Annotated in this window: 16 protein-coding genes; 9 read left to right on the top strand and 7 right to left on the bottom strand. The window is 48.2% G+C overall.

Features of this window, described 5'->3' with window-relative positions:
- Window positions 1-87 precede the first annotated feature (87 nt).
- Together NLX78_RS23780 and bglX are read right to left on the bottom strand one after the other, a co-directional pair.
- Window positions 88-3,528 carry a GH36-type glycosyl hydrolase domain-containing protein gene (locus NLX78_RS23780; RefSeq protein WP_254351748.1) on the bottom strand — a complete coding sequence of 1,147 codons (3,441 nt, stop codon included), beginning with the start codon at window positions 3,526-3,528 and terminating at the stop codon, window positions 88-90.
- 13 nt (window positions 3,529-3,541) lie between these two features.
- Entirely contained in the window at window positions 3,542-5,716 is a 2,175-nt protein-coding gene (gene bglX, locus NLX78_RS23775) for a beta-glucosidase BglX (RefSeq protein WP_254351747.1), read from the bottom strand.
- A 537-nt stretch (window positions 5,717-6,253) separates the two neighbouring features.
- Here bglX and NLX78_RS23770 point away from each other — a divergent pair.
- From NLX78_RS23770 to NLX78_RS23740, 7 genes are all read left to right on the top strand, one after another.
- Window positions 6,254-7,507 carry an extracellular solute-binding protein gene (locus NLX78_RS23770; protein ID WP_061830775.1) on the top strand — a complete coding sequence of 418 codons (1,254 nt, stop codon included), beginning with the start codon at window positions 6,254-6,256 and terminating at the stop codon, window positions 7,505-7,507.
- 36 nt (window positions 7,508-7,543) lie between these two features.
- Complete coding sequence (locus tag NLX78_RS23765; RefSeq protein WP_250259823.1) at window positions 7,544-8,428, top strand: carbohydrate ABC transporter permease; 885 nt, start codon at window positions 7,544-7,546, stop codon at window positions 8,426-8,428.
- Between the two features lie 18 nt (window positions 8,429-8,446).
- A complete protein-coding gene (locus NLX78_RS23760; protein ID WP_023986622.1) occupies window positions 8,447-9,301 on the top strand; it encodes a carbohydrate ABC transporter permease in 855 nt (284 codons plus the stop codon).
- A 346-nt stretch (window positions 9,302-9,647) separates the two neighbouring features.
- Entirely contained in the window at window positions 9,648-11,162 is a 1,515-nt protein-coding gene (gene arfA / locus NLX78_RS23755) for an arabinosylfuranosidase ArfA (RefSeq protein ID WP_165179623.1), read from the top strand.
- Between the two features lie 420 nt (window positions 11,163-11,582).
- Window positions 11,583-13,478, top strand: a complete 1,896-nt coding sequence (locus NLX78_RS23750; protein ID WP_254351714.1) for an HSP90 family protein — start codon at window positions 11,583-11,585, stop codon at window positions 13,476-13,478.
- 24 nt (window positions 13,479-13,502) lie between these two features.
- Window positions 13,503-14,564, top strand: a complete 1,062-nt coding sequence (locus NLX78_RS23745; protein WP_254351713.1) for a hypothetical protein — start codon at window positions 13,503-13,505, stop codon at window positions 14,562-14,564.
- Between the two features lie 88 nt (window positions 14,565-14,652).
- Window positions 14,653-15,399: a glycerophosphodiester phosphodiesterase gene (locus NLX78_RS23740; protein WP_254351712.1), complete on the top strand. Its 747-nt coding sequence runs from the start codon at window positions 14,653-14,655 to the stop codon at window positions 15,397-15,399.
- A gap of 168 nt (window positions 15,400-15,567) precedes the next feature.
- Here NLX78_RS23740 and NLX78_RS23735 read toward each other — a convergent pair whose 3' ends face one another.
- The 5 genes from NLX78_RS23735 to NLX78_RS23715 form a co-directional block, all read right to left on the bottom strand.
- Complete coding sequence (locus NLX78_RS23735) at window positions 15,568-16,395, bottom strand: class I SAM-dependent methyltransferase (protein WP_254351711.1); 828 nt, start codon at window positions 16,393-16,395, stop codon at window positions 15,568-15,570.
- A gap of 144 nt (window positions 16,396-16,539) precedes the next feature.
- Window positions 16,540-17,421, bottom strand: a complete 882-nt coding sequence (gene galU / locus NLX78_RS23730; RefSeq protein WP_025723867.1) for a UTP--glucose-1-phosphate uridylyltransferase GalU — start codon at window positions 17,419-17,421, stop codon at window positions 16,540-16,542.
- Complete coding sequence (locus NLX78_RS23725; RefSeq protein WP_254351710.1) at window positions 17,418-17,840, bottom strand: GtrA family protein; 423 nt, start codon at window positions 17,838-17,840, stop codon at window positions 17,418-17,420. Before NLX78_RS23725 ends, galU begins: the two co-directional genes overlap by 4 nt.
- Before the next feature lie 3 nt (window positions 17,841-17,843).
- Window positions 17,844-18,935: a glycosyltransferase family 2 protein gene (locus NLX78_RS23720; RefSeq protein WP_254351709.1), complete on the bottom strand. Its 1,092-nt coding sequence runs from the start codon at window positions 18,933-18,935 to the stop codon at window positions 17,844-17,846.
- 17 nt (window positions 18,936-18,952) lie between these two features.
- Window positions 18,953-21,271 (bottom strand): glycosyltransferase family 39 protein, encoded by a 2,319-nt coding sequence (locus tag NLX78_RS23715; RefSeq protein WP_254351708.1) that lies wholly within the window; start codon window positions 21,269-21,271, stop codon window positions 18,953-18,955.
- Between the two features lie 289 nt (window positions 21,272-21,560).
- Between NLX78_RS23715 and NLX78_RS23710 the strand changes: the two genes are divergently transcribed.
- Window positions 21,561-22,247: a response regulator transcription factor gene (locus NLX78_RS23710; RefSeq protein ID WP_061830691.1), complete on the top strand. Its 687-nt coding sequence runs from the start codon at window positions 21,561-21,563 to the stop codon at window positions 22,245-22,247.
- Complete coding sequence (locus NLX78_RS23705) at window positions 22,244-23,734, top strand: sensor histidine kinase (protein WP_254351707.1); 1,491 nt, start codon at window positions 22,244-22,246, stop codon at window positions 23,732-23,734. The genes NLX78_RS23710 and NLX78_RS23705 overlap by 4 nt, the downstream gene beginning before the upstream one ends.
- The last annotated feature ends 6 nt before the right edge of the window (window positions 23,735-23,740 follow it).

The raw sequence follows: 23,740 nt of genomic DNA, 5'->3' as shown, positions 1-23,740 counted from the left end.
CGTAGTCCTACACATAAGCAGCAAAGGGCGATCCCGCAAGATCGCCATCCCTTTGTTGCCTATACCAGATTTAGCATTAAAAACGCTTTATAAAATAATCTCCAGACGGTGTACACCGTCATGTTCTGCCAAGGCTTGCTCGAAAATCTCGCGTTTGATGCGCAAGGCACCGGAGCGGTAGCGATTATCATCGGCTGGCACGCTTTCCAGTGGTGTTCCGTTCAATACTGTACGGCCCTGCTCACCGCCAGTATGCTCTTGCAGCATGCGGTAGACGAAGGTAATTGGTTTTCCTGCAAAGGAAAATTCAAATTCCAATCCGTCGAGATGATCCGGCAGCACGGGGTCTAGGATCAGATCTTCGCCCGACTGACGAACACCAAGGACGTTCGATATAAGCTGATTCATATAGATTCCTGGACCACTGGAATAGATTCTCCAGCCGCCTTTGACGGGTACAGCTCCTTCACGCAGTTCACCAAACCGTTCCTGTGCTTCATAGCGGGTATTAAATTTACCATCCGAGCTGCTGAAATAGGCGTTGCTTTGGCGCCATTCGGCATTCGGTACGGACGCACGTATGCCGACCGGATTGATGAGCTTCAAGCTGTGCCAAGCGTCATCCTTGCGTCCCAACTTGGCCATCGCTTCCGCAAAGCGGATATGGGCATGCACATATTGCAGCCCGACCTCACGTCCGAAGTTGGCCGCTTGCTCTGCACGCTTGAAGTGCGAGCTCACACCGCCATCATACTGTGCAGGGCGGTTCATCAGACGCACCCCATCCGGGCAGAGGAACTGCTCACGGATGAGTTGCTCATGAGCCAATGCTTGCTCAGGCGTGAGCAGCTGGCTGATCATGCTGCGTGTCATCGGCAGCAACCGATAATGGATTCCTGTCTCGGTGTCAGACGGATGGAGCATCAGCTTAGGTTGGCCGGGCTCTTCCATATACACGAAGCCCGGAATAATTCCGCTCTCCAGCATGTAGCGGTTAAAGTCTTTACGGATGCCATTGGCCATCTGATGTAGATCTTGTGCGATCTTGTCGGCTTCACTTACTACACCCGCGGGGGCCTGCTCCAAAGCAGCAGCAAAGTTACTAATAACTTGGTAGGTGAGTGCAACCGTCCAGCTGCTCGCCATGTATTGCTTCAGCTGAGCATTGGCTGGTTGGAGGGTATCATCCCAATCGCCGTCGCCATAGGCCGACAAATACGTATCATGGAGGAAATTCTCGCGAATATATTCGATTTCCTTCAGGGCATGTTCCATGAGAGTCGCGGTCTGCTTGGTATAATCGAAAGTATGCCGATGGGTGTAAGGCACATTTTCTCCCAGAATACTGTAATCACGGGTAGCGGTCAAATAATCGCCCAGTACCTTGAGCGGCCAGACGATAATATCCCCATGGCTTTCTTCTTGCTGCACGTGAGTATAGTTGTCAAACATAAACCATTGCGGCCAGTTTCCGCTGTCCTCGTACTGATGGCTGAAAACAGTCAGCAAAATGGAACGGACCTCATCGAACTTTTGCATAGCTGAGAAATATTCCACAGGCCCCTGACACACATCACGTGTTCCCCAGGCTGCACCGCCGTATTGTTCCAGACCGTGAGGCACAGAGTAGTGAACGAGCATATTGTGGGTGTACCACCAAGCCACTGCGTTCACACGGAATAGCTCGCTCGTTTCGTGTTGACCCAGCGACAGATGGAAACCGTTCATAAGCTCGGCAAAATATGCCCGATAGCGCTCGCGCTCATCTTCAAAGGAAGCGTGACGCTCTTTGTGCGCTGATTCTTGCCCAGCTGAAAGCCCATTCAGCCAACCCTGCACGGTGCAGGTCCATTCGCTGCTGTCACCCAGCTCCAGCACAACCAGAGACGCATCAGGAGAAGCTTTCCCCTGTAGCAGTGCGTGAGCGTCGCTCACATGCTGTAATGGAGCGCCCTCTATGTGCATTCGGTACAGCAGGTCTGGATAGGCTTCGGCACTCAGGGAAGCAGAGTCTGCCCGGAAGAGTAGGGCGTCACCTTCACGTTCCATATGAAACGGGAGCTCATATTCGTTCACATGCATAGACATTTGCTGAGTGATGAGGAACGGATAGGTTTTGCCACTCGCCGCACGCATGTGAAGCCGCACTTCTGGGCTATCGACATTCGTATGGTTTGTAATAATGAATGTATCGTCAGCCGTTTTGTAATACCAGCGCACATAATTGAAGCCAATCTCGAACAGGGAAGGCATCGTGAGCAGGCGGTATTTCCCTTGGATTCCGACATAAATACGTTGACCGGATGTCTTGGGAATATTGAGCGCATTACGCGCGTTGGTAATCATTTTGTTGAAATTTGTATTGCCGATTACGAGTTGGGAATTGAACACCCCGTACATATAGGAGGTGGTTGTAATGGTTTCTTCCTTACCTCCTGAGTAATGACCACCCATTAAAATGTGCCCATGGGGACGCTCTACACGAAGCTCTTTGGATTTGAGTACGACATGCTCATAGCTGTCCGTAAAAAAGGAAAGTAGTTCATCGCCATCCCGTTCTTCTTCCTGCCGTTTGGGGAAAAGTTGATCCACTTCGGCATCGGTTAAGTCCAGCGTGCGCAGCGGCTCACCGATGGTTTGAGCTGGAGCCACACGCCCTGCCTGAAGATCACTTGCCGCGCGTACCGGTATGATGGTCTCGGAAGCGTCTACTAGAATGGCAGCTACTTCGTCACGTGCTTTTGTCACCAGTTCCTGATACTCCAGCTTTGTCACTGCGGCTGGATGATTCGGCTGGAACAGACCGTAAAAAGTAAAGCGAGCTTCCCCAGCCAGTTTCACCCGCTCAGATTGCAACGCGGTATAGGCGAATTCGTATTGGTACACTTCATTGGCGAGCGAATCGCGACGGAGTGCTTCCGGCTCATTCGTTTCTTTGTACGAAAGTCCAAAGAACTGAAATCCGTCAGTCGAGTAACCAACAGTGCGGGTTAACGAGCCTTGTTGAATGTATGGGAATGCCTGACTTTGAGGCTGGTTTTGACGTGAGCAAACGGTATAGCCTCTTTGTTCATCATGATACACGGTGTGGTCAATATATTGAGATAAATAAGCTTCATTACTGCGCACAGCAGCGGTATCGGCAATGCCGATATCCTGACCGTACACGACATCTGCTTCCACGTCATCGCCCTGTAGGGTTACATCCCAGAACCATACTCCCAGGCGGCTTAGCGTGAAGGTCACCTGATAGCCTACACCAGCGGTGAAACCTTCCCAAATAATCTGCTGATCCGTTTGTCGGATTACTCCCGGTGAGCGAACCCCAAGCAGGGGAGTGATACTTACACCGGACGGACGGTACAATCTCAAGTACAGATTGTTCAAGGAACCGTCGACTGAATTGGTCAACAGTTGGTTGATCATCGTTGAGCCGTGAGCGATCTTGTACACATCACCGCTGCTTAAGAAGGTAAAAGACAGGTCTCCGGTCCGCAGCAAAATATTTTGATCTAGACTTGTATTTATCAAAGGGAACGCCTCACTTTCCTGTTTCTTTTACTAACCGAAAATGGCCTTCTGTAGTATCTCGGCTGTTAGGTCCTGTAAAGACGGCAAATTCACCGCTGTCACTGTCAAAGCTCAAATCTGCATGATGATAGCGCAGCTGAGGCTCGGTCACTGTAAATTCCACTTCCCGGCTTTCGCCTGGGGCAAGCAGGACTTTGCAGAAATCTTTCAGTTCTTTCATCGGACGAACCGTATCACCGCTGATATCACGAATATAGAACTGGACGGTTTCCTCGACTGGACGCGTTCCTGTGTTCGTTACCTGCACTTTAACGGTCAGCTCCTGACCGGGAGTAAGAGTGTCGCCGGAAAGCTGTACGCTGTCATAGGCTACATTGGTGTAACTCAGTCCATAGCCGAACGGGAATAAAGGTTCGTTCGGTACGTCTAGGTATTGGGACACGTAGCGTTCTTTTGTATTTGGATCTAACTGCGGGCGTCCTGTATTAAAATGATTGTAATACACGGGCACCTGCCCGACCGATTGTGGGAAGGACATCGTCAGACGACCCGTAGGTTCGGCATCACCGTATAACAAATCGGCAATTGCTGCGCCGCCTTCGCCACCAGGGAACCAGGCTTCCAGTACAGCGTCTGCTTCTTCAATGACGCCGTGCAGATCCAATGGACGACCATTAAACAGTACGGCTACCATAGGCTTGTTCAGCGTCTTCAGGCGCTTCACCAGTTCCAACTGGGCTTGTGGCAAGCGAATATTGGAACGGCTGCCTGCTTCACCACTCATATCCGAGCGCTCTCCAAGCGCCAACACGATAACCTCTGCTTGGCTGGCAGCTTGCAGAGCTTCTGTATATTGCTCCTCAGTCATATCGTCGATAGAGCAACCTGCCGCAACCGTGAGCAACGAGGAGGATATTTTCGATTGGAATCCGTCAACAACACGAATGGCTTCCTCTTGTGAACCGCTCCACGACCAAGAACCCAGAATATCGCCGCTCTCTGCAAAAGGTCCGATCAATGCAATACGTTGATTGCGATTCAATGGAAGCGCGGAATCATTTTTGAGCAGCACGCATGATTTAATGGCTAGTTCTTTGGCAACCGTGCGATGAGCGTCGCAGAACACAACTTCACGTTCACGCTCAGGGTCTGCGCCGCGTAGCGGGTTTTCGAACAAGCCCAGCTTTTGCTTGAGCTTCAATATACGCATCACTGCTTCATCAATGAGCGCTTCATCCAGCTGTCCGCTGCGAACCAGCTCAGGCAGATGCCCGTTATAGCAGGAGGTCATCATTTCGATATCTACGCCAGCCAGCAGTGCCTTCTTCGCTGCCTCGCGCTCATCCTCGGCGATGCCGTGAGGGATAAGCTCCTTGATGGCGGCCCAATCCGAAATGAGTACACCATTAAAGCCCCATTCATCACGAAGCAAATCACGCATCAGGCGCTTATTGCCCGTTGCGGCTACGCCTTCTACGGTATTGAAGGATGTCATCACCATTTCACAGCCTTCATCTAAAGCAGCTTTGTAAGAGGGGAGATAATACTCTCGCAGCTGCCATGCGGATACATCTACAGTATTGTAATCCCGTCCGCCTTCGCCAGCTCCATATGCGGCAAAATGCTTCACGCATGCGGCGACCCGGTCGGTATCGTTCGTCAGATCTTTACCCTGAAACCCACGCACAAACGCTCGAGCAAATTCGCTGTTGAGGTAAGGGTCTTCCCCTGTAGATTCCATCACACGGCCCCAGCGCGGGTCACGCACCAGATCGACCATAGGGGCGAATGTGACATGAACACCGGATACAGCCGCTTCTCGAGCGGCAATGGTAGCGCTCTCTTCTGCCAGCTGCATATCCCATGAGCAACCAATAGCCAGCGGTATAGGGAAAATCGTTTTGAAGCCATGTACAATATCTGCCATAATTAAAAGCGGAATACCCAGACGGTTTTTACTCAAATGAGCCTGCTGAACACGAATTGCTTCCTTAGCCCCTGCGAGGCCAAGCACGGAACCGACGTTGTGGACATTTTTCTCTGTAATGCCGAGAGAAGCCATAGGGCCGGTAATTTGACTATCCGTTCCCGCTTCTTCAAAGAAGGCACCTACAAGCTGTAGCAGTTGATCGACTTTTTCTTCAAGCGTCATGTTTTCTAAATAGGAATTCAGGTGTTGTTCCATCATAATCCTCCATAAGCTGTATTGTTGGTGGACAGCTCTCTTTTTCAGATTCATGAGATTTTTTGGATAAAGATGATTAAAAAAAATGCTGAACAGGCTAATAGCTAGTATAGAAGCATAATATTCTGTCGTATTATTAATCGAAACGTTTCTATTGTTGAACTCAGTTGGATTATATACGCTTTCAAATGGAGAGTCAAATCCAATTCAGCGGGTTTTTATAGGCTAAATAGCGTAATAAAGATGATAAAAACGAAAAAAAGTCAGGATTCCGAGCAAACAAAAAATAATATTGCTATTGAATACGGTTTCAATTTGTTTTATAATGACTATCGAAACGTTTCTATTGACGGGTATGGTCCTTGTGCTTTGAACATAAGTGTTATAGCGGTATGCTTTAATCGCTATGTATTTACATGCATCAGGATTTTGCAAAATTCGATTCCAATCAATTATTGTATTTTTGCAAAATCCTCGTATTTGAATCCGTTATCATATTGCATGATCGGTAAACCGATCATCTCGGGAGGAATTCGTATGATGAAAAGAACGTTGGGGATCATTTTGGCAAGTACCTTATTACTGGGGGGCGCGCTGGCAGGCTGCTCGTCCAAGGATGATTCGTCTGGCAAAGATGCGAACGGCAAGACGACCATCACCATGTGGGGCATGGGAGCAGAAGGAAAACTGCTGCCTGAAATTGTAAAAGATTTTGAGAAAGAAAATCCAGATATTCACGTTGATGTACAGGCGTTGCCTTGGGATAACGCTCACGATAAGCTGCTGACAGCAGTTGCTTCAAAATCCGGTCCGGACGTGGTTCAGTTAGGTACATCATGGGTTCCCGAACTTGCGTCTGCGGGTGCATTGACGGATATTACCCCTTATATCAGCAAGTATCCTGAACTGGAATCGAAGAATTTCTTCGAGGGTGCTGTAGGTACGACAAAATTTGAAGGGAAACCAGTCGGTGTGCCTTGGTACACTGAAACGAGAGTTTTGTTCTATCGTTCTGACCTACTGAAACAAGTCGGATATAATGAAGCGCCTAAAACGTGGGAAGAGCTTTCCGATGCTGCTCAAAAGCTGGCGGCTCGGGGCAAAGGCAAATATGGCATCTCCTTTAGTGCAAAGGAGCAGTCTATGGGCTTTATGTTTGCTCTCCAGAACGGTTCCAAGCTGGTTGACGAGCAGGGCAATCCGCTGTTCAATCAACCACCGTTTGTAGATGCTGTGAAGTATGTGAATACCTTTTTCCAAAATGGCTCTAACGCAGTGGATATTGGAATTGATTCCGTTCAAGGTTTGCAAGGCGAGGGTATCGTTCCAATGTTTATCAGCGGTCCTTTCATGATTAAAGAAATCAAGAGCAAGGCACCAGAATTGGAAGGTAAGTGGAATATAGCGGAGCTTCCTGGCAAAGTAAACAACCTGTCCGTTTTGGGTGGAGCCAACCTTTCAATTATGAAATTCAGCAAGCACCCAGAGGAGTCGGCCAAATTCCTGGCTTACATGAGCAAACCAGAAACACAGCTGAAATGGATGGATCTGTCCAGTAACTTGCCTGCAACTACTAAATCGTGGGAAGATGCCAAACTGAAGAGTGATCCGATGCTTCGGACGATTCGCAAACAGTTGGATCATTCCGCAGCATTGCCGCAACTGGCCGCATGGGAAGAGGTTTCTCAACAATTCATCAAGAGCTTCGAACGTATTTACCGCGGTCATGCCGATGTACAGAAGGAAATGGATGACTTTAATCAGCAGGCTGCAAGTATAATGAAAAAATAATGATCCATATCCGTCATTGTCAAAGGGAGTGAAGGCATGAAAGGAAGCTCGCAGAAGCTTGCGCCATACTTGTTTATCGGTCCCTCCATCATCCTGTTAACGCTGTTTTCGTTGTTGCCGATACTACTGGCGCTCGTGATCAGCTTCACGGATATGGATCTGTCCGGACTCGTTAATTATGAAAGTATTCGCTTTATAGGATTGGAAAATTACACGAACGTGCTTTTGGACCCTTCCTTTTTAAAGTCCCTTGGTAATACCCTGTTCTTCGTCATCATCGGTGTTCCGTTGGTGCTGATATTTTCGCTTAGCATCGCGATTCTGATTAACATGGGGAAATCACGTGCTTTCAAAGTATTCCGCGTCGTGTTCTATCTGCCGTCCGTAACGAATGTGGTTGCGGTCGCAGTGGTTTGGAGTTATCTGTATAATCCGACGCTTGGATTATTCAACTACGTACTTGGTCTGATGAATTTAGGTCCCGTCCCATGGCTGACCGATCCAACAGTAGCGAAAATTTCGCTGATTGTGTTAGCGGTTTGGCGGGGCATCGGCTTAAACATGATTATTTTTATTGCGGCTATTAAAGGGATTCCGGGCTCTTATTATGAAGCGGCACAGCTTGACGGGGCCAATACATGGCAGCAAATTCGTTATATTACGCTTCCGCAGCTTCGTTACGCTATTTTCTTCGTGTCCATCACGACGATGATCGGCTGGCTGCAATTTTTCGAGGAACCTTTTGTCATGACCAAAGGGAAACCGCTCGACGGCACGCTGACGGCATCCTTGTTCATTTACAATAATGGTTTCCAATTTAGTAAATTCGGGTATGCCGCGGCGGGATCGTTCATTCTGTTCTTCGCGATCATCGCGGTAACGCTGATTCAGTTCCGTTTGCAAAATAAAGCGGAGTCCTGATAGAGAGAGGTGATGAACGTGAAAACAGCTGTTCAGCAAGCCCGCGCCAATACGCGCAGTGGTGAAAAAACATTTCAATGGTTCGTGGCGATTCTCCTGACCGTAGGAGGTCTGTTGATGGTGCTGCCTTTTGCGTGGATGATTCTATCCTCCTTTAAGACAGAGGGGGAGGTAACCAAAATTCCTCCGACCATCTGGCCGCAGCATTTTACACTGGATAATTTTAAATTACTATTCGATAGCATGGCTTTTGGAACCTATCTGACGAATACGCTGATTATTGTTTTAGCTTCCTTCTTCGGATTATTCCTCAATGCCATGGCGGGTTATGGTTTTGCCAAATTCCAATTTAAAGGCAAAGGGTTTCTGTTCTATCTGGTACTGGCAACGATGATGATTCCAGGTCAAGTGACGATGATTCCCGTCTATTTGATTCTGAACCAGATGGGGTTGACCAATTCCATGCTAGGGATTGTCCTGCCTGGATTGGTAGGTGCGTTCGCGATCTTCCTGTTCCGGCAGTTCATGTCCGATATCCCGGAAGAACTGCTGGAGGCGACACGCCTCGATGGAGCAGGGGAGTTCCGTACTTTTCTGCAAATCGTATTGCCTATCTCGACACCAATTCTGGCAGTACAGGCCATTTTAACCTTTATCGGTGGATGGAATAGCTTCCTGTGGCCGCTCATTATTGCGAACGATGAGAAGCTGTACACCTTGTCCGTCGGGTTGTCACTGCTCAAGGGGCAGAACGAAAGTCAATTTGCCCTTCAAATGGCAGGCTCGACCTTCATGGTCGTTCCGATCATGATTATCTTCATTGTTTTCCAAAAGTATATTATTGAGAACTATACGATTTCGGGGATTAAGTAATAGTGTAGTGACGAACTATAGGCTGAACATAGTAACGGCGTAGTTTCTTGGTTCTAAACCAACGAGACTACGCCGTTTACTCTAATGGAAATATGATCAGCAGGACAACTATTACTATTTAGCAAAGGGTTATTCACTCAATAAGTTTGTTTATAAAACGAAATATTTTGAAGTACGTAACCAATTTCTTATCGTTTATCATTAATGTTAATAAATATATTAAGTATTTAATAATAATATTGACTATAATAAATATGGTGTGTTATATTAAAACCGTAAATAAAACGGCTTCTTAGTCTTGGTGGTACAACGGATTTTATTTTCGCATTCAGAGAGGATGGTTTAGGTGGCAGCAGCTGTAAAAGCAAAGATGATTGTAGACAAATCTTTTCGTATTGCTGAAGTCGATAAACGCATTTATGGCTCTTTTGTAGAGCATCTCGGGCGTGCCGTATATGGCGGTATTTACGAGCCTACTCATTTAACTAGTGATGAAAGCGGTTTCCGAAATGATGTTAAAGAGTTGGTAAAACAGCTTGATGTTCCTATTATACGCTATCCGGGAGGCAATTTTGTATCCGGTTACAATTGGGAGGACGGTGTTGGCCCTGTCGCGTCCAGACCTAGACAGTTGGAGCTGGCGTGGAGAACGGTCGAGCCGAATGAAGTGGGTACGAATGAATTTTTCAAGTGGGCCAAGGATGTAGGTTCCGAAGTCATGATGGCGGTTAATCTGGGTACGCGCGGAATTGATGCTGCGCGTAATCTGGTGGAATATTGCAATCACACAGGCGGCTCCTACTGGAGTGATCTACGTCGTAGTCACGGTGTAGAGCAACCACATAAGATTAAAACCTGGTGTCTTGGTAACGAGATGGATGGCCCATGGCAGATTGGTCACAAGACAGCAGAAGAATATGGCCGTCTGGCTGTTGAATCTGCAAAAGCCATGAAGCTGATTGATCCTGACATTGAGCTTGTATCCTGTGGCAGCTCCAGTTCCACAATGCCGACGTTCCCGGAATGGGAAGCAACCACACTGGATCATACCTATGAGGTAGCGGACTATATTTCCTTGCACCAATACTACGGCAATCATGACAATGATACGGCTAATTACCTGGCACGCTCTATGGATATGGATCATTTTATTCATACGGTCATTTCGACTTGTGACTATATCAAAGCAAAGAAACGCAGCAAAAAGAAAATGATGCTCAGCTTTGACGAATGGAACGTATGGTACCACTCCAATGATGCGGACAAAAAAATTGATCCGTGGTCTGTGGCACCGCCGCAGCTTGAGGATATCTATAACTTTGAGGATGCATTGTTGGTAGGCAGCATGTTGATTACGTTCCTGCGCCACGCGGATCGTGTGAAAATGGCTTGCCTCGCCCAACTGGTCAACGTTATTGCGCCAATCATGACCGAGAATAACGGAAAGGCGTGGAAACAAACGATTTTCTATCCGTATTTGCATGCCTCCCGTTATGGTCGTGGCATATCGCTGATGCCTGTCGTGGATTCGGAAAAATACGATTCCAAGGACTTCACAGACATTCCTTATCTGGACAGCGCTGTAGTTTATGATGAAGAGGGAGACGCACTGACTGTCTTTGCAGTGAACCGTCATTTGTCTGAATCGCTGGAGCTGACAGTAGATGTACGCAGTTTTGAAGGCTACCGCATTGTCGAGCATACTGTATTGGAGCATGATGATCTTAAAGCGACCAACAGTCCAGCTGGTGAAAAAGTTACGCCTCACAACGGTGGCAACGCCAAGCTTGAAGACGGAATTGTAAAAGCTCATTTGGGCAAAGCTTCGTGGAACGTTATCCGTCTCGCTAAGTCTCATTAATTCTCTTCTGTAAAAGGTACAGCTTCGACTGTATCTAAATAAGCTCGCATTCTCTCTTGTAAGAGTATTACAAGAGCGGCAATGCGGGCTTTTTGCGTAAAATGAGCCATTTGTCCCTCCATAGATATAGGTTTCTAAGAGAAAGGTGGATTTTAAATAAATATTATATTTATTACTAAATTTAACTAGACAAAGATGACCTTTATTCACTAAGTGCTCGTACTCCGTACATTTTTATGAAGTTAATTAGACCCAGTGCCAGACTTCCCAGGTGAAAAAAGACCCTATTATATCGTTGTCAACGTATTGATATCTGAAATGCAGGGTGTGCAATCCGACTTAAATCCACGTTATACTTTAAAAGACAGTCTATTTAAAACCAGATGATGATTGTAGCATTTCGAGAAAGGAATGATCTGTATGAGTCAGACAGACCAATATCGTTTTCAAGTGAACTTGGGCGGTATGATTGATATTTTGGCCAATCATTTATATAGCAGTCCGCGAGTGTTTATACGTGAGGTTCTGCAAAATGCAACAGATGCGATCACGGCTCGCAAGGAGCTGCGGAAGGTTGCTGCTGAAAGTAATGTATTACAAGAAGACAAGGCCCTTGAAGATACAGCTTCTGAGAGTAACGACTATGAAGGTAAAGTCATCGTGGAGTTATCTGGTTCCGGGGAGCATCAGGTATTGATGATTCAGGATAACGGCATTGGATTGTCAGAAGAAGACATTCACCGTTTTTTGTCGATCATCGGTCAGTCTTCCAAGAAGGGAGCCGATTTGCTGGCTTCTGAGACTTCGTTTATCGGACGCTTTGGGATTGGGTTGCTATCCTGCTTTATGGTGAGCGATGAAATTGTAGTGCTGACCCGCTCGGTGAAGGAAGGCATCTCCATGGAATGGAGAGGGAAGCCGGATGGGACGTATACGATTCGTCGATTGGAAACCGAGCTGCCTGTAGGGACACAAATTTATTTGCGCTGCAAGCCGGGAAGTGAGTTTTATTATGAGCCAGCGCATGTAGAGGAGTCTTTATTCTATTATGGGGCGTTGCTGCCGTATCCGGTCATGCTGTCTGTAGATGGGGAGACCAAGCGCGTCAATCTTCCGTCGACGAGCTGGATGCAGGACCCAGAGCAATTACGGAGTCGCCGTAGTGAGGTACTGGATTTAGGCTATCGCCTGATGGGCGAGCGCTTCAGTGATTTTATACCGTTGCGGACGGCATCGGGCAGAACAGGCGGGATTGCATTCATTTTGCCTCGCAGTGTTAATCTGAATAGCAAGCGGCTGCATCGGGTGTACCTGAAGCATATGCTGGTGTCCGACAAGGCGGAAAATGTTTTGCCGGAATGGGCATTCTTCATTAAAAGTCTGATTTGGACAGATGAATTGCAACCAACGGCATCACGTGAGTATTTTTATGAAAATGAGCAGCTTGACGATGTTCGTTCTGAACTGGGAACCTGTATTCGGGAAGAACTGCTACGCATGGCGCAGTATGAGCCAGACCGCTTGCAGCACTGGATTCGTTTGCATGAGCTGTCCATGAAGGCGCTCGCCGTGGAGGATGATGAATTTTTGCGGATAATGTACCGTTGGTTTTCCTTCGAAAGTACATTTGGGCGGCGTGAGCTGAAAGAACTGATCCAAGAGGCGGACGGACGTCCACTGCATTACACATCGACAGTAGATGAGTATCGTCAGATTACGCATGTGGCGGCGGCGCAATCCATGTTGGTGATCAATGGCGGCTATATTTATGATTCAGACATTTTGGAAAGGCTGCATTGGATTGACCCTAACCTGCAAACAGAGCGTCTTAGCCCTGAGGAAGTATCTCTTTCATTTACCGGGCTAACGCAGGAAGAACGCGAGAGTTATTACGGTGTGCTACGTGTCATGGATGCTGCTTTGCAGCCGATGCGTTGCCGCGCTGAGTTGAAGCGTTTTGAGCCTGCGAGTTTGCCAGTGTTGTATACCATTTCTCAGGATGCCCTGACCTTGCGCTCTATGGAAAACACGGTTGAGGAGACAACCTCACTTTTTTCCAATGTGCTTGATAGTCTGAAAGCAGGAGTTCAGCAAAATTCGGGCTATTCCACCTTATACTTTAATCTGAACAACCCGGTGGTGGCGCGGATTCTTGAAGCTACCGATACGCAGATGGTCACGGCAGCTACAGAAATGATGTATGTGAATGCGCTTATGATGGGGCACTACCCGATGAACCGTAGTGAGTTGGGACTGATGAATCGGAGTGTGCTGCATTTTATCAATTGGGGATTAGGGAACGGACAAAATGCGTAATTGCGTAATTATAGGGGGAGCCAAATGGAAGATACGATATATGAATTGATGGAACAGGCGCAGGATCTGCCCGGGGGTGCAGCAAAGCTGGCGATTCTGGAAGAAGCTGTCCGCTTGGCAGACACATCCGGGTTGAAGGAACTTGCTTATGAAATCCGGGGAGAGATTGTGGACTGCGCTATTTTTAACGGATATCCATTGAAGTCGCTGATTGCTTTTTCGTGGCAGCTGGGCCAATTTGATCAAAATCCAGAGGAATACGACGCAGATGAGCTGTTGTGGAATTACAAATGGATACTCGGTAAGGTGTGCAGCTTTTCCAATATATCGAAGACTCAAATAGAAGATCTGGCGGAGGATATGCGCAGACGTTATGCCGAATACGGGTATAATGAACGTCCATATTACTATTATAAGTTCCGCATCGCGATGGACATGGGTGAACTGGAAGAAGCACGGCGATATCTGGATACCTTCCGCTTGGTCGAGCGGGACAGTATGAGTGATTGTGAGGCCTGCGAGCAGAGCCAGATGGTGCGGTTCTATTATTTGACCGGAGAAGACGAGCAGGCGCTTGCCGTGGCAAAACCGATTTTGTCGGGACGGATGAAATGTGCAGAAGTACCGCATGTGACGCTTTCACAGGTATTATTACCGCTCTATCGTCAAGGCGAGGTTGATCAGGCAAAGGACAATCATCGCAAAGGCTATCGCCTAATTCGGGATGAACGCGACTTCCTGAAAACGATAGCGGAGCATATCGAATATTTGGCGATTGCTGATCCAATTCAAGGAATCGAAGTGGTAGAGCGTCATCTACATATGGCACTGGACTATGAGAGCGGGCTGGAGCAGATGTATTTTTACGCGACGATGGTGAGTCTACTGCAAAAGTTGGATACTTCGGGAGAAAAACGGTTGATCCGGTTGCCGGCTTCCTTGGAATGGGCTAGAGAGGATCGCACATTGACAGAAATCATTGCGTATTTTAGGCCACTGGCAGAATCAGCGGCGGCTGATTTTGATCGACGGAACGGGAATACGTTTTATTCCGATTGGATCGGGAAAATTGTTCAAACGGCATAGAAGAAGTGGTAGCTGTGACGAATATTTTATACAGCCCAAACAATGAGCAGGTATAATGTTCCTGTGAAATGACAGGAGGGGTTATGTTGTGACCGTAACCGAAAAGGTGATTAATTTCGCACACCGCGGAGCTTCAGGTGTATGTCCCGAGAATACGATGGCGGCATTCCGCCACGCCTTGGAACTGGGAGCAACAGGTATAGAGACGGATGTGCAGCGTACCCAAGATGGGCATCTGGTGCTGATTCATGATGAGTCGCTGAAGCGTACGACAAGTTGCTCACTGGATGTAAGGGATATTACGCTGGAAGAATTAAACAAACTGGATGCGGGCGGTTGGTTTGATGAGAAATTCCGAGGTGAGCGGGTCCCGATGCTGGATGAGCTACTGGAACTAGCCCAGTCCTCGAATACAATTATTAATTTAGAGTTGAAAAATAGCATTTATCTCTATCCGGGAATGGAGGAAGAGGTCATTGCTGCCGTGAAGCGTTTTGGGTTGGAACAGCGGGTAATCATATCCAGCTTCAATCACGAATCGCTGGCGCTCTGTGCGCAGCTTGCTCCTGAGATCAAGACGGGGGCGCTGTATATTGAAATTATGGTTCGTCCATCGGAGTATGCCACCCAGTTCGGGGTTACAGCACTTCATGCCTACAAACAAGTTGTTACACCAGAAGCTGTATCAGAGGCTTTGGCATTAGGCGTCGTCTACCACCCATGGACGGTGAATGAACCGGAAGAAATGAAGCGTCTGCTGGAGGCCGGGGTGAACGGCATCATTACGGACTATCCTGATCGGTTGGCGCATTTGTTGGCTGTTCGCTCTTCCTAAGTCGAAACACACAGCGGAACTGCGACTTAGGTTTGCAGGTATATGACTGTGGCTATTTATTGAAGTGAAAAAGACTCTCCTATACGCACTCGTTTTTACGAGGCGAGGGAGAGTCTTTTTTTGCCTTAAGCCGAAGAGCGTATCATCCACGATGACCTTGATTCCTTTCTACTTGATGCCGAGCCGCATGCGATAGCTGAACAGGATATCTAGTGTTCTGCCCTGAAAATGATTCTCTACCAGCTTCACGAAGCGGGCTATATCGTCGTCAAGCGCTCGATTGCCAAGTTTGAAGAGACTTTGAATACCCCCTTGGCTGAGAGCGAGCCCTGTATAGCGAGCTGCGTCACACTGCTCACGGTTGTGAAAGACAATCTCCCGGGTATATCGGAATTGTCCGCTGCGGTGCAGATTAGCTAAATGCTGATCCTTGCTCCATTTATGAGCTTGTTGCTCTACTGGGGCTTCCTGTTCCAAAAGGGTATCCGCTTTGGTGATAAGCTCTATATAAGCTTGCTCTATCTGCCATTGCAGCACCGGAGGCCAGTCACAGTCAAAGGCCGCAAACACGCCGCCCTGAGCCAAGACCCTGCCCGCTTCCTGAAGCGTGCTCTCGGGGTCCATCCAGTGAAAGGATTGAGAGCAGGTAATGACGTCTACAGTTCCGTCTTCAAAGGGCAGGTTGTTGGAGAACCCGCTTTTGAAGGAAATGGTTTCTGCCATTGTCGTTCCTGCTGTCTCCAGCTTGTGCTGTGCTTTTCCTCTCATGTCCGGGTTAGGCTCGATACCGACGATTTGCCGAGCGGCGTTTTCCCATATGAAAGTTGAAAGTCCTGTACCGCAGCCAATATCGGCAACTAGCTCTACGTTTCGCTCCAGATAGCGGCTGATGATTTCCACGACGAGTGTCGGCGCTTCCGGGCGATGCTGATCGTAGTTGTCGGCAAAACCGTTGAAACGATCCACATTACTTTGCAGATTTCCCTCAGGTATCATAGGTCCTTTTCCTCCTTAGTTTCGACTGGGCGGCCGTGTAGATTCAAATGCTGCTGTACTCCTATATTGTACAAGTTTACATGTTCATCCATCTACTCTCGTGATTTCACAGCACCCGTCGGATTTCGGAGGAAGGAAATTCCCCTATTTTATCATTGAAGCAAGCGCCCACTCGCGCATCATGGAGTCAAGCATCGGACGCAAATCTTCGCGTTGCATACCCATGTGGAGCACGGCTTCCAGATATCCAGCTTTATCTCCAATATCATAACGTGTGCCTTCCAGCTCTAATGCGAGCAGTTGGTTCTGCAATGCTACTTGATGAAGGGCATCTGTCAATTGGTATTCACCGCCCGCTCCAGTGGACAGGTTTTCCAATATAGAGAAAATGGAAGGCTCCAACACATACCGACCAATGACTGCCTGCCGCGAAGGAGCCTCTGCCGGAGAAGGTTTTTCAACAAGCCCACCGACTTCGTGAATGAGACCGTTCTGGTGAGTGGAGTCAATAATGCCGTATTTACTTACATCCTGTTCTTCCACTGTGCGCACGCCGACCACTTGCTTGCCAGTCGCTTCGTAAACATCCATCATTTGACGAATCGCCGGGGTGGAGGAATTCATAATATCATCGCCCAGCAACACGGCGAAGGGCTCATCGCCAATGAACTGACGAGCGCAGCTGACCGCATGTCCCAGGCCGAGGGGTTCTTTTTGACGGATATAGTGAATGACTGCTTTGCCCCCGATACTTTGAACTTCACGTAGGAGATCATATTTACCTTTGCTCTCCAGTACCTGCTCCAACTCCACAGACTTGTCAAAATGATCCTCGATGGCTTTTTTATTACGCCCCGTTACGATAATGATGCTCTCAATTCCGGACTTGATGGCTTCTTCTACGATATATTGAATAGCCGGCTTGTCTACGATTGGAAGCATCTCTTTCGGTAAAGCTTTCGTAGCTGGTAGAAAACGGGTTCCTAATCCGGCGGCTGGAATAACAGCTTTTGTAATTTTTCTCATAGAAACTCACTTTCCTTTCGTGATGGGGAACCGAACACCCAGTATCGGCTCCCGATATAATTGATGATCATTCCGGCTGCGGTGGCGATCAGCTTGCTTAAAGCAAGTGGCAGCTCGGTTCCAGTGTGAAGCACCTGCAGTAATAAGGAGGTTACCCCCAATACGATGAGGTTGATGACGATAAATTTAGGTAATTGACGCTTATTAGTGTTGTTTGATAGTTGTTCGTTGAATGTCCATTTGCTGTTCAAAATATAACTGTTGGCTGTGCCGCAGCTGTACGAAATAATCTGGGCTACAATGACCGGCACTCCGACCCAAGCCAGCAGCATAAAAATGATATAATCTACACCCGTATTTACCAGACCTACGATGCCAAATCGGATCATAGGAAGCAGCTGGGCCATGCGACTTTTCATGGTTTAGGCTCCATGACCGGATTTGGGTCCGGTATATACCGCACTGTTGCCGTGCACTGTGCGTCCTGCCGAAATCAGGCTATCACGGGCTCCTTGCATGTACAGGGATTCACGGGGTTCAGGGGCTTTCATAGCATGTGTCGGACCGTTTTCGTATTGTCCACCCAGATGCTCACGGACAATGTAAAGCGGACGTGCTTTGGTTTCGTCATAAATCCGTCCAACATATTCACCCATAATACCGAGAATGATCAGGATCACCCCGTCGAAGATCAGGCTGATGCTAATCATAGACGACCAGCCCTTCATTACATAGGAGTCGGTGAAAAAGTTGAGAAACAGTACGTACATCAGATACAGGAAGCCGGACATGGATAGAAGCGCACCGATATACCCTGCCAGCTTAAGCGGTTTAATCGAAAAGGATGTGATCCCGTCCAGACTGAGCTTGATCATTCGTTTCAACGGATACTTGGTTTCGCCTGCGAGCCGCTCGTCACGCTCATATTCTACAGCAGTTTGTTTGAACCCGATCCAGCTGACCAGTCCACGAACGAATCTGTTATTTTCCGGTAGCCGTTTCAATTCTTCTATGACCTTGCGATCCATTAGGCGGAAGTCCCCGGTGTCGACCGGGATATTAATATCCGTTGATGCTTTGAGTACACGATAGAAGAGGCTGGCAGACCATTTCTTGAAGCGAGTTTCGCCATTGCGTTTGAGCCGTTTGGCGTAGACCACCTCATAGCCTTCCTTCCACTTGTTAGCCATCTCAACAATCAGTTCCGGCGGGTCCTGGAGGTCGGCGTCAATGACGACGACCGCCTCTCCCACCGCATAATCCATCCCGGCGGTAATCGCTAGCTGATGACCAAAATTGCGAGAGAAATCAATCAATACAATGGTGTCATCTCTGAGACTGAATTCCTTGATCAATTGGACGCTGCGGTCCGAACTTCCATCATTTACGAAGATCAACTCGTAGGGCTCACCCATTGAGCCCATGACTTGTTTCAGCCTCCGGTAGGTTTCCGTAATAACGGCTTCCTCGTTGTACATCGGAATAACTATGGAATAACGGATGGGTTCACTCATTCGTAGTTCCTCCTCATTTATAATGTGATTTCGTATAAAGTACCGCTTCCGCCACGTTCGTCTCCGCCAGGGCCACCTTGACCATCCTGGGCGTTTGCATTGCTGTTTGTGGTGTCGCTTCCGCTCTCGGTTGCTTTAACGTCTGTACTTGTTTCGCCTGTTGTTGTTTTCCATTCATCTGTTGGGATCACTTTGCCGTGTTCTTTGATCCATGCAGTGACTTCAGAGTTACCGCCGTCCGGTCCGCCGCCTCCACCAGAAATCATGAAGTACTTCACTTGGCCGCTTTCGACCAGCGCCTTGATTTTATCGACGGTATAGACTGGATCGGAAGATACAAAACCGTTCATAATAATTACTTTTTGTCCGGCCTCGACCAGGTAAGGAGCAGCCGTTGAATAATTACTTGCTGCGAAAAGGTAGGTTTCACCTGTGTTGTTTTTTTGCAAATAGCTCAACGTTTTTTGATCTAAACTTTGGCTGCCGTTTGGTCCTCCCATCCCTCTAGAGCGGGTAGAAGATTTTTGTTCCGTGTCTGTACTTGTTTGTGTGCTTGAAGTATTTCCATCAGGACTGGAATTCTCTATATTATTGGTCTGGTTATTCGTTTGAGTTCCTTCGCCTTGTTGTCCATTAGCGCTCTGGCCTCTAGTGCGATCATTGCCACCCGGCATTCCCCCACCACCGCCGCCAAATTGAGTCGGTCCGGCTTGTGGAATCATGCTGTTCCCCCCGTAGACGATCGGTGTCAATGCCCAGTACACAGGGCCGATAAACATAGCGAGTACACTTGCAATGATGGCGAATCTTGTGAACTTCTCAGATTTCATTCGTGCTACTACCAATAGCAGCGTGCCGATGATCCCTAGGATCAATACCGCGATGGACCAGCCGCTACCAATGGTATCGTTGTAATTTTGCAAAACAAACCAGCTAAATACCGAGGTTGCCAATACTGCGGCGGGTAACAGCCAGGAGAGCCAGTTGGAACGCTCACGATACTGCTTCCACAATTCTACGAATCCTGCTCCAAAGAGCGCTGCAATTGGTGGTGCGAGCATAATCAGGTAATAATGATGGAAGAATCCAGCTACGCTGAAAAATGCAGCTACGGGAATCAACCAGGCCAGCCAGAAGATGACCTCTTTGTGCTTTTGTGTGATATTACGACGTCGAATGCTTGCAAGCAGACCGATGGAAGCAATCAATGCGAATGGAAGCAACCAGCTGGCTTGACCTGACAGGGAAGATTGGAACAACCGTAAAGGTCCTTTTTCGCCAGTGCCGAACATGCCACCACCGGAATTTCCTCCCGGTCCACCGCCAGGACCACCCTGGCCACCTTGCCCTTCTCCAGGACCACCTTGCCCGTTGCCGCCGAATCCGCCTGTTGCCATGTTGTTGGCACCAGAGTCATCCGTAGTGGTAGTGCTGTCCGATGATGTAGTCGTCTGAGCTTGATCTGTGTTCGTATTGCTGCTATTCGTTGTAGCGATATTGTCCCGATCTGTGCGTTCACCGCCACGATTGCCAACTGTACCCTGATCTCCTGTCAGACGGGACAGGCCGTTATAACCAAAGGCCAAATTCAGTACAGAATTGGTACCACTACTTCCCATATAAGGGCGTTTGTCTGCTGGGGTGGAGTCCACCACGACTGCCCAGGAGAGCGATACGATCAGGAGAACGACTGCTGACCCTACCAGTGTTACTGCTTTTCGTTTCCAGTTAAACTTGGAGGCCAGCAGATAGAACAAACCCAGTGCGGGAACGATCATATAGGCTTGCAACATTTTTTCGTTAAAGGCGATGCCTACGACTGCGAAAGCAGCAAGGATCAGCCCGGTTTTGCTATTTCTAATGCCTCTGAACAATAGCCATGTTGCGAGCAACAGTGTGAAGACCAACATAGCGTCGATGTTATTCGTGCGGCTAACCGCTACGGCTATCGGTGTCGTTGCCATGGCGAAGGCGGCCAATCGTGCGGCCATCGTACCGAAGCTCGGTTTGACGAGCAAGTAAACGAGCAAGACCGATCCGACTTGAGCCAGCGCCTGTGGCAAGATAACGCTCCATCCGTGAAGCCCGAATATATAGGCACTCAGTGTCTGAATCCAGAACACCACAGGCGGTTTGTCTACCGTTACCGATCCGGCAGAATCAAGTGAGGCGAAAAAGAAGTTGTGAAAGCTCTGTAGCATGCTTGCTACGGCCGTCGTATAGTAGGTGTTTACATATTTGTCTTGCCAGGTGTTGTATCCGTTCAAAAATGCGGATATCAGCATAATGATGATCAGGGGGATGTCCGCCCTGGTCTTAAACCATTTCTTAATCATGTTCATTCCACTCCCTGTGAAAATTCTTTGTATTTATTCCGTTGTTCTAGCCGCTATCTTCAGGACTGCGGAATGACCAGTCGCTTCTGATCTTGGCCCGGTGAACTACCGGCTTGCTATTATCATGCCAGACCTACCTTAATTGGTTCTGAGCGCTCCCTGAACGTTAGCTGAAAGCTGAGCAGAGGTGCTTTTTTTGCGACAGGATTCAGGTATATTAGATACAGGTAAAAAATGAACCGACTTTTTTATGAGAAAAATGCGGCAACATGAAAGGGAAGATTAAATAATGAATCCAATACACGGAGTTAAAATTATGCTGGCAGATGATGAGCCTCATATTTTGCAATTTTTAGAGCTTGGACTGATTAATGAAGGATACGAAGTCAGAACCGCCGAGAACGGGAGTGAAGCGCTCGATTTGGCAAGAGAGTTTCGTCCGCATGTAGCGGTGCTGGATGTGATGATGCCGGAAATGAACGGTTTTGAGGTGTGCCAAAGTCTCAAGGAGACGGAGGATAACATCGCGGTTATTATGCTGACCGCCAAGGATGATGTAGACGATCGGGTAAAGGGTTTGAAAATCGGCGCGGATGATTATGTCGTGAAGCCCTTCAGTTTTAATGAGTTGCTGGCTCGCATTGAAGCGCGCTTGCGCAATCAGTTTCCCGATCTGCTGGGCGAAGTGGTTCACGGACCCTTTCAAGTGGATGATCGACGGAAGGAAATTCGTTATCAGAGTCAGGTGCTGGAGCTGTCGCCTACCGAATATGAACTATTGAAGTTTCTGGTGCTAAACCACGGGATTGTGCTGAGTAAAAGTCGTATACTGGACCGGGTATGGGGGTACGATTTTGGGGGCGAGGATAATATTGTTGAAGTGTACATCCGCTCCTTACGTGAAAAACTCAAAGACAAGGAGCACCGGGTCATTCGTACGCTGCGCGGTGTGGGATACCGGGTGGATCTGCTATGAAGGCGGGAGGGAAAAGTCGGAGGAAATATGCGCTCCGTTCTCTCCGGTCCCAGCTTTTAGCCAGAACGTTACTCATTTTGGCTTTGCTGCTCGTATTAATTGGTTTTCTACAATATTTTCTGATGAAAGATTTTTTGTATCGTAGTCGGGCAGAAGCTATGGATACGCAGCTGAATTCGATTCCTGCCGATTTATTGATTAAGGATTCACAGGAGCAGAGTGGGGTAACCGCTCCCCGAGAACAAACCAATCGGAGGAATAATCGACCGGGGCCGTTTTTGTTCTGGCCAGATATGTCGCTCGCTTCTATAGATATAGATGGCACCTTCCAGAGCTTGTCCAACGAAAACGGGCTTAAGCCGCCACGTCTCGCCACTGAGCAATATCATGCGATGCAGCAGAGCAAACGTATGCGTCACGGCTATCAATTAATCACGGATGCTCAGGGGAAAGAGCAACTGGTTGTATTCCGTCCGCTCGGTCCACCTGACCGTTCGTCCGGTTTACTTCAAATGGGCGTATCCACGAATTCTATGCAAGAGCAGTTGATTAACCAGCTCCGCACCTTTATTTTATTGTCACTGATTGCGCTTGCGATTGGGTTGGCGCTTATGCTTCCTGTGCTGCGCCGCACGTTGGTCCCCCTCTCCAGGATGGTCGAGGCAGTCAAACGTATTGATGCGGGCAATCTGGCCGAGCGCTTTGACGCAGAGCAGGGGCAGTATGAGGTGGATCGTTTGGCAGTTTCATTTAACGGGATGCTGGAACGGTTGGAGCATTCGTTTGCTGCCGAACGGGAATTGCAGATGCAGATGAGACGATTTATTGCGGATGCTTCCCATGAACTGCGCACCCCGCTCACATCTATTCACGGTTTCTTGGAAGTGCTGCTTCGTGGAGCAGCATCCAATCCGAAGCAGCTCCAATCAGCACTAGAAAGTATGTATGGTGAATCCAAGCGCATGAATAAGCTTGTCTCTGATTTACTATTGTTGGCTAAGCTGGACCGAACACCGGAGTTGAAACTGGAGGACATGTCACTAGATGCGTTGCTGTTGGAAATGAAACCGCAGCTCCTTATGCTGGCAGGTACACGTAAGGTAGTTTTTGATATGACGGCAGGTATACGGGTGTTGGCAGAGGGGGATAAAATCAAGCAGGTAGTGCTCAACCTGTTTCACAATGCTGTTCAACATACTGATATGGAAAGAGGTGTGATCCAGGTAAACCTGTCTGCAGGTAAGAAGTTGGTGGATATCCAAATTCGTGATAACGGACCAGGCATGAGTAAAGAACAGCTGGAGCGGATATTTGAGCGTTTTTATCGTGGAGATGAATCGCGTACACGTAGCTCAGGCGGGGCGGGCCTTGGTCTGGCCATTACACAGTCTATCGTGGAAGCACACGGCGGGAACATTACGGCCGAAAGCACACCGGGAACGGGAAGTGTATTCAAAGTAACGCTACCTTTAGCGGGAACAGTATAGTATTTA

The sequence above is a fragment of the Paenibacillus sp. Lou8.1 genome, from assembly GCF_024213565.1.
GTDB classification, from domain to species: Bacteria; Bacillota; Bacilli; order Paenibacillales; family Paenibacillaceae; genus Paenibacillus; species Paenibacillus polymyxa_B.
The sequence above is the reverse complement of the archived record's forward strand: the minus strand, read 5'-3'. Positions and strand labels throughout refer to the sequence as shown.

Excerpts from the sequence above, each read along its gene's own strand:
- bglX (WP_254351747.1), bottom strand. The coding sequence starts at position 5,716 with ATGGAACAACACCTGAATTCCTATTTAGAAAACATGACGCTTGAAGAA.
- NLX78_RS23770 (WP_061830775.1), top strand. The coding sequence starts at position 6,254 with ATGATGAAAAGAACGTTGGGGATCATTTTGGCAAGTACCTTATTACTG.
- NLX78_RS23765 (WP_250259823.1), top strand. The coding sequence starts at position 7,544 with ATGAAAGGAAGCTCGCAGAAGCTTGCGCCATACTTGTTTATCGGTCCC.
- NLX78_RS23750 (WP_254351714.1), top strand. The coding sequence starts at position 11,583 with ATGAGTCAGACAGACCAATATCGTTTTCAAGTGAACTTGGGCGGTATG.
- NLX78_RS23745 (WP_254351713.1), top strand. The coding sequence starts at position 13,503 with ATGGAAGATACGATATATGAATTGATGGAACAGGCGCAGGATCTGCCC.
- NLX78_RS23735 (WP_254351711.1), bottom strand. The coding sequence starts at position 16,395 with ATGATACCTGAGGGAAATCTGCAAAGTAATGTGGATCGTTTCAACGGT.
- galU (WP_025723867.1), bottom strand. The coding sequence starts at position 17,421 with ATGAGAAAAATTACAAAAGCTGTTATTCCAGCCGCCGGATTAGGAACC.
- NLX78_RS23725 (WP_254351710.1), bottom strand. The coding sequence starts at position 17,840 with ATGAAAAGTCGCATGGCCCAGCTGCTTCCTATGATCCGATTTGGCATC.
- NLX78_RS23720 (WP_254351709.1), bottom strand. The coding sequence starts at position 18,935 with ATGAGTGAACCCATCCGTTATTCCATAGTTATTCCGATGTACAACGAG.
- NLX78_RS23715 (WP_254351708.1), bottom strand. The coding sequence starts at position 21,271 with ATGATTAAGAAATGGTTTAAGACCAGGGCGGACATCCCCCTGATCATC.
- NLX78_RS23710 (WP_061830691.1), top strand. The coding sequence starts at position 21,561 with ATGAATCCAATACACGGAGTTAAAATTATGCTGGCAGATGATGAGCCT.
- NLX78_RS23705 (WP_254351707.1), top strand. The coding sequence starts at position 22,244 with ATGAAGGCGGGAGGGAAAAGTCGGAGGAAATATGCGCTCCGTTCTCTC.